At 62.5% G+C, this 9,675-nt stretch carries 11 protein-coding genes; 3 read left to right on the top strand and 8 right to left on the bottom strand.

The window, feature by feature from the left end:
• Positions 1 to 201: 201 nt before the first annotated feature.
• Positions 202 to 1,140: a DMT family transporter gene (locus BHV64_RS03585; protein WP_217727653.1), complete on the bottom strand. Its 939-nt coding sequence runs from the start codon at positions 1,138 to 1,140 to the stop codon at positions 202 to 204.
• A 181-nt stretch (positions 1,141 to 1,321) separates the two neighbouring features.
• Here BHV64_RS03585 and BHV64_RS03580 point away from each other — a divergent pair, with 181 nt between their 5' ends.
• Positions 1,322 to 2,230, top strand: coding sequence for a DMT family transporter (locus BHV64_RS03580; RefSeq protein WP_147620998.1), 909 nt, complete (start codon positions 1,322 to 1,324; stop codon positions 2,228 to 2,230).
• Here BHV64_RS03580 and BHV64_RS03575 read toward each other — a convergent pair.
• The 3 genes from BHV64_RS03575 to BHV64_RS03565 are packed head-to-tail and all read right to left on the bottom strand — an operon-like array spanning position 2,227 to position 3,591.
• Complete coding sequence (locus BHV64_RS03575; protein WP_022061234.1) at positions 2,227 to 2,622, bottom strand: acyl-CoA thioesterase; 396 nt, start codon at positions 2,620 to 2,622, stop codon at positions 2,227 to 2,229. The genes BHV64_RS03580 and BHV64_RS03575 overlap by 4 nt on opposite strands.
• A 1-nt stretch (position 2,623) precedes the next feature.
• Positions 2,624 to 3,205, bottom strand: coding sequence for an L-threonylcarbamoyladenylate synthase (locus BHV64_RS03570; RefSeq protein WP_138266178.1), 582 nt, complete (start codon positions 3,203 to 3,205; stop codon positions 2,624 to 2,626).
• Positions 3,206 to 3,210: 5 nt separating this feature from the next.
• The gene (locus BHV64_RS03565) at positions 3,211 to 3,591 is read right to left on the bottom strand and encodes a VOC family protein (protein WP_288115563.1); all 381 of its coding nucleotides are present in this window, start codon (positions 3,589 to 3,591) and stop codon (positions 3,211 to 3,213) included.
• A 120-nt stretch (positions 3,592 to 3,711) separates the two neighbouring features.
• Here BHV64_RS03565 and BHV64_RS03560 point away from each other — a divergent pair, with 120 nt between their 5' ends.
• Positions 3,712 to 4,437, top strand: coding sequence for a YebC/PmpR family DNA-binding transcriptional regulator (locus tag BHV64_RS03560; protein ID WP_022061236.1), 726 nt, complete (start codon positions 3,712 to 3,714; stop codon positions 4,435 to 4,437).
• A gap of 100 nt (positions 4,438 to 4,537) precedes the next feature.
• Here BHV64_RS03560 and BHV64_RS03555 read toward each other — a convergent pair whose 3' ends face one another.
• Positions 4,538 to 5,191, bottom strand: coding sequence for a rubrerythrin family protein (locus tag BHV64_RS03555; RefSeq protein ID WP_217727654.1), 654 nt, complete (start codon positions 5,189 to 5,191; stop codon positions 4,538 to 4,540).
• 169 nt (positions 5,192 to 5,360) lie between these two features.
• On the opposite strand from BHV64_RS03555, the gene BHV64_RS03550 reads away from it, so the two are divergent.
• The gene (locus tag BHV64_RS03550; protein ID WP_022061238.1) at positions 5,361 to 5,831 is read left to right on the top strand and encodes a hypothetical protein; all 471 of its coding nucleotides are present in this window, start codon (positions 5,361 to 5,363) and stop codon (positions 5,829 to 5,831) included.
• 14 nt (positions 5,832 to 5,845) lie between these two features.
• Here BHV64_RS03550 and BHV64_RS03545 read toward each other — a convergent pair whose 3' ends face one another.
• From BHV64_RS03545 to BHV64_RS03535, 3 genes are read right to left on the bottom strand one after another with little or no spacing between them, the layout of a single operon-like run.
• Positions 5,846 to 6,790, bottom strand: a complete 945-nt coding sequence (locus BHV64_RS03545) for a phosphatase PAP2 family protein (RefSeq protein WP_288115562.1) — start codon at positions 6,788 to 6,790, stop codon at positions 5,846 to 5,848.
• Complete coding sequence (locus tag BHV64_RS03540) at positions 6,778 to 7,077, bottom strand: hypothetical protein (RefSeq protein ID WP_288115561.1); 300 nt, start codon at positions 7,075 to 7,077, stop codon at positions 6,778 to 6,780. The genes BHV64_RS03545 and BHV64_RS03540 overlap by 13 nt, the downstream gene beginning before the upstream one ends.
• A gap of 6 nt (positions 7,078 to 7,083) precedes the next feature.
• Positions 7,084 to 9,669, bottom strand: coding sequence for a calcium-translocating P-type ATPase, PMCA-type (locus tag BHV64_RS03535; RefSeq protein WP_118406789.1), 2,586 nt, complete (start codon positions 9,667 to 9,669; stop codon positions 7,084 to 7,086).
• Positions 9,670 to 9,675 lie beyond the last annotated feature (6 nt).

The raw sequence follows: 9,675 nt of genomic DNA, 5'->3' as shown, positions 1-9,675 counted from the left end.
ATTTTATTGCTCGGAACAGATGCAGAACAGAGAATTAAATACCTGTAAACAAGATATTTACTCTTTTCTGCATTTTCTCTTACCTACAAATACCGAACCCCGCGGGGTTCGCCTTTTGGTTCGGGGAGCATTCGCCCCGGCTGTTCGGAAACGCTCTTTTTCAGGGGCGCGGAAGGGGCGGCTGCCGTCGCCGGGGAGGGGCTAATTGCCGCCTTTCAGGCGGTCGGCGTCGAGCTGCGCCCGGGATTTCGACTTGGTTACCAGCCATACCCCCGCGAAGACGCACAGCGCGGCTCCGGCCTTGGTGAATCCGAAGGTGTCGAGTCTGATCGCCACGGTGAACAGCACCGCCACGACGGGCTGCACGTAGTTGTACATCGACACGACCGTGGGCCGCAGGTGGTGCTGGCCGATGGGAACCATCAGGTAGGAGAGGAACGTGGAGCAGACCACGACGTAACCGATTCCGGCCCAGGTCCGGGGCGCCAGCCCGGCGTAGTCGACCGCGGTCAGCGGACGGTAGTAGATCACCACGGCGACTATGGCGGCAAAGAGGAACATCCACTTCATCGTCGTCACGGGCGAGTAGCGGACGATCACGTTGCGGAAGGCCGTGAGGTAGGTGGCGTAGCTGACGGCGCTGACGATGCACAGCACGTCGCCCATGACGCTCGACGAGTGTCCTGTGCCGTGCTGGCTCACGAGAATCAGGATCAGCGCCCCGGCGCATCCCAGAAAGACGCCCCCGGCCTTCAGCCACGTGATCGGCTCGCGCAGGAACAGCGTCGCCAGCACCATCGTCAGCACGGGGACCACCGTGGCGATGATCGACGTGTCGATGGGCGAGGTGAGCGACAGCCCCCACAGGAACAGCATCTGGTTGAGCTGGATGCCGAAGACGGAGGCCAGGAGCAGCAGCGCGATGTCGCGCCGGGCGACCCGTTCGCGGGGCAGCAGCAGCGAGACCGTCCAGAACAGCAGCGCCGCGCCCACCATGCGGTAGACGCTCAGCGCGAAGGGGTTGACCCCTCCGGGGTTGGCCTCGGACCAGAGCACGCTTTTGCCGATCGGGGCGTTGAGTCCCCAGACGATGTTGGCGACCCACAGGGCCGCATGTCCTTTCAGTTTTCCTTTGTCCATCTTTCGTAGCCCGTTCGAGAAGCGGGGGTCTGAAGCGGGGCGGGCGCCGATCCGTTTCCGAATCTCGATTTCGGCCGCCGCCCTTGAATCCCGGCTTTTGGCCGGGGCAAATATAAGGTAAAATTCGGTGCGATAATTGCCCGGTTTTCTTTTTGTGAGTAAAACGCGCTATAATCTCGACCTGGTTTTCGCCAATGTGTTTTTCGGAGCGAATTTTTCGTTCTACGTCTCCCTCACGCGCAATTACCTCGATTTCCAGCAGATATTCATGTTGCAGGTGCTTTCGGCGGCGGTTTTCTTCATCCCCTTCGCCCTTTTCTCCCGCTACTCCTACCGCATTACGTGGCGCGATGCGGGCAACATTCTGATTGTCACGTTGCTGATCGTCTACGGCTGGATGTACATGCTGCTCTGGGGGTCGTCTTACACCACGCCCATCGACGCCTCGGTCATCGCCACGCTCGGCCCGGCCTTCACGCTGATCATGGATCACCTGATGCACCCGCGCAAGTATATCGGGACGCGTGTCGTGGGGGTGGTCTGCGCACTCGTCGGCGCCGGAATCCTGATTCTCGGCGACGGCTTCTCGCTTACCCACGGCAGCCGCGCCCAGGGCAACCTGTTCGTGCTGGCGGCCGTGGTGGCCATCGCCGTCAATACGGTGATTATCAAGCCGCAGCTGGAGAAGCTGGGCACGCTGGTCGTGATGGGGTGGTACTACATCATCGGGCTGGCCATAACGGCGCCCTTCTTCTGGAAATACATCGACCACGTACCGTTTCTGCGGCTTCCGCTGTTTGCGCAGGCCGAACTGGGCTATATCCTCATTCTGGGAACCGTCCTGCCCATGTACCTGCTCTACCGCGGCACGGAGAAGCTGACCTCGGTGCACACGGCGCTTTACCGCTACATCCAGCCCGTGATCGCGGGCATCCTGGCCATTACGCGCGGACAGGCGCATTTCGACGCTGCGAACATCACCGCCTCGGTCTTCATCTTCGCGGGCGTCATCCTCGTGGTGGTAGGCTATAAGTATTATGTCCGCCACGGCCTGCCGAAACTGCGCAGCGACGGACGGCTGGAACACTAATCGGCCAGCAGCCGTTCGCGCCAGGCGTCGGGAACCGGTTCGCTCCGCTGGCGTGCGAAGTCGAAGACGACCATCACCGAGCGGCTTTCGCTGCGCACCTCGCCGCCGGCGAGCAGCTGCTGGAAGAGCGTCAGGCTCTTCGTTCCCACCCGTTCGCAGGTGGTCGTCACCCGCACGGGGTCGTGCATCCTGACCTGCCCCAGGTAGGAGGTCGAGGTCGAGACGGTGAGAATCCGCAGGTCTGCGAGCAGCACCTCCGCGCCCAGCACCTTTTCGTAGAACTCCATCTTGCCCACGTCGAAATACATCTGCTGCGAGACGTTGTTCACGTGCTGAAAGGGGTCCACGTCGGAGAACCGTTTCTGAATCGGGGTTTCGAGCGTGCGCGCCATCTTATTCGCGGATGATTTTCACCTCGCCGCCTTCGCCGAACGCGATGATCGACGACGCCTTGCGGGTCGGTTTGCCTTCGAAACGGGGGTTGACGACGAAATCCACGCCGTCGATGATCTCGCGGGCCACGTCCTGCAATCCCACGGGCGTCGCTTCGCCCGAGATGTTGGCCGAGGTCGAGACGATGGGCCGTCCCAGGGCGCGGAGCATCCGGCGGCAGAATTCGTGGTCGGGGATGCGCACGCCGAGCGTCCCTTCGTCGGGGATGAGGTTTTCGGCAAGCCCCGCGGCGCCCGGCAGGATGGCCGTCAGGGGCGAGGTGGCCAGCTCCATCACCTCGAAGGCGATTCCCGGGGCCTTGTTGACGTAGCGGACGATCATGTCGGCCGAGGCGCACAGCACGAGCATTGATTTCTTGTTCCCGCTCCGCTTGAGACGGTATATCCGCTCCACGGCGGCGGAGGAGGTGGCGTCGCAGCCCAGTCCCCAGACCGTGTCGGTGGGGTAGAGGATGATGCCGCCCGCGCGCATCGTGCGCACGGCCTCGTCGACCTCCCTCTGCATTTCGGTTTGCGTCTGCATGGCGGTTATTTCAGGGGTAATATTTCGATCCAGTAGTCGTCGGGGTCGTTGATGAAGTAAAGCCCCATGTCGTGGTTTTCGTAACAGACGCAGCCCATGGCGCGGTGGTGCTCGCGCACGGCGTCGTAGTCGTCCGCCACGCGCATGCAGAGGTGGCTCTCGTTCTCGCCCAGCTCGTAGGGCGCGGCGGCGTGGTCGCGCAGCCAGGTAAGCTCCAGGCGGAAGGGGCTTTGTCCGTCGCCCAGATAGACCAGCGTGAATCCTCCGTCGGAGGCCTCTTTGCGGCCCGTTTCCCGCAGCCCGAGGGCCTTGTCGTAGAAGGCGATGCTGCGGTCGAGGTCCGTTACGTTGATGTTGAAATGGTCGAAACGACTTTTGATCTCCATAGATTCAGGTGTTTTTATACGGTACAAAAGTAATTTTTAATTTTTAATCTTTAATTTTTAACTCCGAATTTTATACCTTTGCACCACGAACGAAAAAATCCGAAAAAAAACGATAATCTTATGGGAAGAGCCTTTGAGTATCGCAAAGCGCGAAAAATGAAACGCTGGGGTCACATGGCCCGCACCTTCACCAAGTTGGGCAAAGAGATCGAGATCGCCGTCAAGGCCGGAGGTTCCGACCCGTCGGGCAACACCCGCCTGCGCATTCTGATTCAGAACGCCAAGGCCGAGAACATGCCCAAGGAGAACATCGAACGGGCCATCAAGCGCGCCACCGAGAAGGATGCCGCCGACTACAAGGAGGTGATCTACGAGGGATACGGCCCTCACGGCATTGCGTTCCTCGTCGAAACGGCCACCGACAACACCAACCGCACCGTGGCCAACGTGCGCATGTATTTCAACAAATGCGGCGGCACGCTGGGCAACAGCGGCTCGGTGGGCTTCCTGTTCGACCACAAGTGCGTCTTCAAGTTCCGCGCCGCCGAGGGTGTCGATCCCGAGGAGCTGGAGCTGGAGATGATCGACCTGGGGGTCGACGAGTTCTACTCCGAGGAGGACGGAATCACGGTTTACGCCCCCTACGAATCGTTCGGCGCCATCCAGAAGTGGCTCGACGACAAGGGCTTCGAGATCGTCTCGGGCGAGTCGGTGCGTATCCCCTCCGACGTGAAGGAGCTTGACGCCGAAGGCCGCGAATCGGTCGAGAAGCTGGTCGAGAAACTCGAAGAGGACGACGACGTGGTGAACGTATACCACACCATGAAGGACGCCGACGAGGAGTAGTCGCTGATTTCACGGGGCGTTTTTGCCCTTGTACCTGCGAGGCACGGACGGGATTACCGGTTCGTGCCTCGCTTCGTTCCCCCCCCCTATGTAGCATGGCTCACTCGAAGAGGACGAACCTTTTTCCCTCCGTCAGGCAGGCGGGGCAGTACCAGTCGGCGTATTCCGACGGATAGAGGTTGCCGCAGTTCGGGCAGACTGCGAACCGGCCCGTGTCCGGGGCGTTGCGTCCTTCCTGCCGGCAGCGTTCCAGCAGGGCGATGTTCCGCATGTCTCCCGCCGAGGCCCAGGTCAGTATGCGCGCCGCATAGCGGTTGCCGCGCTCCATCGCCCGGCGGATGTCGGCTCCGGAGCGTCCGGCGTGGGCCTGTCGTTCGTAGGCGACGCTCCGTTCGAGGTTGCCGTCGGTCGTGCCGCCGAAAATGATGATCTTCCCCGGGGGCGTGTAATGACCTCCGAGATGGAGGATCGCCGTCGCGCAGTTGTTCTCCTGCAACCGCTCGGAGAAGGCCATGGCCCGGAACAGCCGTTCGGCCGTGTGGCGCTTTTCGTCGGCCGCGATGCCTGCGAAATGGTCGTATTGCACCGATTTGACGTGTTTGCGGCGGCAGCAGGCGTCCAGGTCGGCGAGCGTTTCGGCCCACGGCGAACCCTTCGGCGACCGGGGTTCGCGCGTCGCAGCGTAGTACATCCAGGCAAGAATGCCTGCCGATGCCGCGAATAACAGAAGTATCAGACCGAGACGCAGTTTCATAATGTGTTGCCGGGGGAAAGCCGCAGTCCGGAACGTGCATTTTTTGTGCCAACGGGCGCCTGTTTCATCTGCCGCCGGGGATTTTTGCAGCTCTGCTTTGGATTTCGGGTTCCAATCCCTATATTTGTAATCCGTCTTTGCGGAAACCAGGAGCGGGACGGCCTTGGGTATGAAAATCGGATTGAGCCTTTTTGCCGTGGCGGCCGCGGCTCTGCTGGCTGTCGGCTGCGGCGGAGACAAGGGCGGCGGTGAGGACGAGGCGAACTACGACGGCTGGATGCTGACCCGCTGGAAGGACGGTACGGCCTTGACCGGAACGGTTTACCTGCAACTCGGCGAAGACGGGACATTCACCCTTTACCAGAGTATCGGGACGTTCGGGTACGCCCGGTTCACCGGGACCTACGCCCTTGTCGGCGATCCGGCGACCGGGCAGGTGCTTTCGGGGACCTATGCCGACGGTACGCCGTGGGACAGCAGCTATGCGGTTGAAAAAATGACGAAGCGGGAACTGCGGCTCCGCGCGCTGAAGGACGGCGTCGTCTCGGTCTATTCCGGGGTGGCGATCCCTGCTGCGGTGAAGGACGGCGTCACGGCCGGGCGGCTGCGCAGCGCCGCGCAGGGGGAGTCGTTCCTGTAAGGGCCCTTTGCGTTTCAGAATACCGCGCAGACCTCCATGCTGAAGGTGAGCTTGTGAAGCCGTTCGCGCGACGAACGCACCACGGGAGGTGCGACGTCGTAATCGGTCGAGAAGCGCACGCCGAGGTTTTGCGTGGCGAGGTAAGTGGTCGAAAGCCCGGTTCCGAAGGAGAATCCGGCGCGTCTTTCCAGCCTGCGGAAATCCGTGCGGCACGGTTTGTAGATCTCGCACCCTCCGAGCAGTTTGGCGCCCACGAGCCACCGCATCGAAAAGGGGTGGGAAAAATAGGGTCCCGCGTACATCGACGCACACTCCAGATTGTCGTTCTGCGCCACGCCGTTGACTTTCACGCGCAGGTTGGTGCACGACATGCGGCCGCCGAAACCCCAGTAGGGCGTTGCGAACCAGGCGCCCTGCACCGAGACGGCCGGCCCCGAGAGGAACTGCATGTGCATCCCGGGGTAGGGCGTGTAGCTTCCGGGGACGGTCGAGAATCCGAGGCTGAACCCGAGGAACGACGGCCGGCGGCAGCGGTCGTAGACCGAGTAGGTTTCCGTGACGTTCAGCCCCTTCTCCTTGAAAATCAGGTCTGCGAGGAAATATCCCAGCTCCGTGGCGAGGATGCCGATACCGGCTCCGACCATGATGTCGCTCATCCAGTGCCGGTTGTTGAGCTGACGGGTGACGCCCGTGACCGTCGCCACGGTGTAGCCCCCGATGCTGTACCACGGGCTGCGGTGGCCGTACTCCTTGTGGAGCATCGTGGCGGCCATGAAGGCCGTCGCCGTATGCCCCGAGGGGAAGGAGTTGCGCGACGATCCGTCGGGGCGCATCACACGGCAGGAGTATTTGAGCGAGTTGACCCCGATGGCCATGAGTCCCGCCGAAAAGGCGTCGGAGACCAGCATGCGGCCCCATGAACTGCGTCCCCTGACGCCGCAGGCTTTCAGGGCCACCATCGCCCCGGCGGGAGCGTACTGGAGCCAGTCGTCGTAGTCGTGGCGGAACGAACGGCTGTACCCGTTGCGCAGACGCCGGAAGTCGGAATCGTAGGCTGCATCACGACGCCGCCCACGATCAGCGGCGTGCCGACGAAGAGCATGCGGTAGGCTTTTGTCGAGGTGTGGCGGTCGATGCGCCGTCGGAACTCCCCTCCGGCGCTCATGTCTGCGCTGTCCGGTAATTGCGCCGCTGCTCCCAGGCCCGCGAATGAGAGCAGGCAGGCGGCGGTCAGGCGTTTGAGCATCGTATTTTATCGCAACTGTTTTCTTTTTCTGTGGATTGCACGGATGATTTCGCCGCCGACAGCCAGCAGCGAGGTGAATCCGATCACCTCGGCCCATTGCATCCACGAGAGCGGTTCGGTGCGGAACACCTCGCCTCCGAATTCCACGATCAGCACCTGTCCCACGCCGATCGCCGCGAGGATCAGGAAGAATTCGCGGCAGCCGCCGAGACATGTGAAGACCGAATGGCGCGTCTCGAATCCCTTGGCGTTGAACATGTTCCAGAACTGGAGGAAGACGAACGTCGAGAAGAACACGGTCAGTTGCTCCACCGTGAGTCCGCCTTGCAGGATCGTCCACCGGAAGAGCATTCCCAGCAGTACGACCACCATCGCCGCGCCGCACGTGAAGAGGGTGCGGGCCATGGCGGGGGTGATGATGAATTCGTCCCTCGGGCGCGGTTTGTCGCGCATCACTTCGGGGTTGGGCGGCAGCGAGGCCATGGCCATCGCCGCGAAGGTGTCCATGATGATGTTCACCCAGAGAATCTGCACCACCGTGAGCGGCATGTCGGTTCCGAACAACGCGCCGATGAAGCAGATGGTGATGGCCGCGAAGTTGATCGTCAGCTGGAACAGCACGAAACGCTGGATATTGCGGTAGAGCGAACGCCCCCACATGACGGCCGTGGCGATCGAGGCGAACGAGTCGTCCAGCAGCGTGATGTCCGAGGCGTCCTTCGCCACGGAGGTTCCCGAGCCCATCGAAAGACCCACGTTGGCGAAATTGAGCGCTGGGGCGTCGTTCGTGCCGTCGCCCGTCACGGCCACCACCTCGCCGCGCTGCTGCAACAGCTTGACGAGACGCTGCTTGTCCAGCGGCCTGGCCCGGGACATGATCTTCAGCTCCTGCACGCGTCCCTGCAGCTCCTCGTCGCTCATGGCGGCGAACTCCGTGCCGGTGATGTGGTTCCGTTCGCCATCCGCGGCGTCGTTCCACAGCCCGATCTGGCGGGCGATTTCGCGCGCCGTGGCCGGGGTGTCGCCCGTGACGATCTTGATGCCGATTCCCGCCTCCAGGCAGCGTGCGACGGCCGCCGGAACGTCCTCGCGCACGGGGTCCGAGATGGCGGCCACCGCCGCGAAGTGCAGCCCGCCCGCCTTGACCGCTTCGAGGCAGTCGTCCGACGCGGTTTCCGCCCACGCCACGGCCAGCGTGCGCATGGCGCGGCTCTGGAACCCGAGGAGCTGTTCGGCGACCTGCGCGTCCTTGCCGTCCGGGGCGCACATCGTGCGCACGATCTCCGGGGCGCCCTTCACACAGAGGATGCGGCGGCCCGAGATGCCGCTTTCGATGATCGTCGCCATGTATTTGCGTTCGGTCGAGAAGGTCAGCCGGTTGACGATCTTCGCTTCGGCGCGCAGCGGTTCGTAGTCCTCGCCTCCGGCGCGCATCCATTCGAGCAAGGCCCCTTCCGTGGGGTTGCCGATGATATGGCCTTCGGCGTCGAGGAACGCCGTGGTGTTCAGGGCCACGACCTCGGCGAATTCCCGTGCGGGAAGCGTGTCGTAGCGGATCAGTTCCTGCACGTGCATGCGGTTCTGGGTCAGCGTGCCGGTCTTGTCGGTGCAGATGACCGTCACGGCGCCCATCGTCTCGCAGGCGTGCATTTTGCGCACGAGGTTGTTGGTCTTCAGCATCCGTCGCATGGACATCGCCAGCGACAGCGTAATCGACATCGGAAGCCCTTCGGGCACGGCCATGACGATGATGGCCACCGAAACCATGAAGATTTGCAGCACGTGCTGCGAGATGGTCAGCCAGTCGCTCTCGAGCAGCCCGCCCGCGAAGATCGCCTTTCCGAGCATCACGCAGAAGATAAGCGCCGAAAGGAGGATGCCCAGCCGGCCGATCAGACGCGAGAGGCGCGTCAGCTGACGGTCGAGGGGCGTCTGCTCTTCGCTCTGCACGGTCGACTGCTCCGTGACGCGTCCGGCTTCGGTCGCATCGCCCACGGCCGTTACGACCATCACGCCGTACCCGTCCGCCACGGTCGTGCCGCGCAGCACCGCGTTCGAGGGATAGGTCGCCTCGGGGTCGAAGTCGGCTTCGTTGACCGTCTTGTCCACCTCGGGTTCGCCCGTGAGCGTCGATTCGTTGATTTTCAGCGATACGGCCTCGACCAGTTCGCCGTCGGCGGGAATCGTCTCGCCGCTCTCGATGTAGACCACGTCGCCCGTGACCACGTCGCGTCGCGGAATTTCGCGGATCGACCCTTCGCGCATCACCTTCACGGGGATGTCGTCGTTCACCTGGTTGAGCCTCCGGAAACGCCGCTGGGCGTCCCATTCGAACCAGAATCCGACGCAGGTGGCGAGGATGATGGCGCAGATGATGCCCACCGATTCGGTGAAGTCCTTGTGGACGAATCCGATGATGAGCGACAGCACGGCGGCCAGCAGAAGGATGCGGATGATCGGGTCGCGGAATTTTTCCAGCAGCAGGCGCCAGGCCGAATCGTCCTTCGGCGGGGTGATGACATTGTCGCCGTGACGCCGGCGGCTTTCGTCGATTTGCGGGGTAGTCAGTCCTTTGGGGTTGTAGCGAATCATCGGGTA

The sequence above is a fragment of the Alistipes sp. 56_sp_Nov_56_25 genome (assembly GCF_001915285.1).
Lineage (GTDB): Bacteria > Bacteroidota > Bacteroidia > Bacteroidales > Rikenellaceae > Alistipes > Alistipes shahii.
This window is presented reverse-complemented; position numbering and strand designations above follow the sequence as displayed.

What these genes read in the sequence shown, in the direction of transcription:
- BHV64_RS03585 (WP_217727653.1), bottom strand. Translation starts at nt 1,140, where the DNA reads ATGGACAAAGGAAAACTGAAAGGACATGCGGCCCTGTGGGTCGCCAAC.
- BHV64_RS03575 (WP_022061234.1), bottom strand. Translation starts at nt 2,622, where the DNA reads ATGGCGCGCACGCTCGAAACCCCGATTCAGAAACGGTTCTCCGACGTG.
- BHV64_RS03570 (WP_138266178.1), bottom strand. Translation starts at nt 3,205, where the DNA reads ATGCAGACGCAAACCGAAATGCAGAGGGAGGTCGACGAGGCCGTGCGC.
- BHV64_RS03565 (WP_288115563.1), bottom strand. Translation starts at nt 3,591, where the DNA reads ATGGAGATCAAAAGTCGTTTCGACCATTTCAACATCAACGTAACGGAC.
- BHV64_RS03560 (WP_022061236.1), top strand. Translation starts at nt 3,712, where the DNA reads ATGGGAAGAGCCTTTGAGTATCGCAAAGCGCGAAAAATGAAACGCTGG.
- BHV64_RS03555 (WP_217727654.1), bottom strand. Translation starts at nt 5,191, where the DNA reads ATGAAACTGCGTCTCGGTCTGATACTTCTGTTATTCGCGGCATCGGCA.
- BHV64_RS03550 (WP_022061238.1), top strand. Translation starts at nt 5,361, where the DNA reads ATGAAAATCGGATTGAGCCTTTTTGCCGTGGCGGCCGCGGCTCTGCTG.
- BHV64_RS03545 (WP_288115562.1), bottom strand. Translation starts at nt 6,790, where the DNA reads ATGGTGGCCCTGAAAGCCTGCGGCGTCAGGGGACGCAGTTCATGGGGC.
- BHV64_RS03540 (WP_288115561.1), bottom strand. Translation starts at nt 7,077, where the DNA reads ATGCTCAAACGCCTGACCGCCGCCTGCCTGCTCTCATTCGCGGGCCTG.
- BHV64_RS03535 (WP_118406789.1), bottom strand. Translation starts at nt 9,669, where the DNA reads ATGATTCGCTACAACCCCAAAGGACTGACTACCCCGCAAATCGACGAA.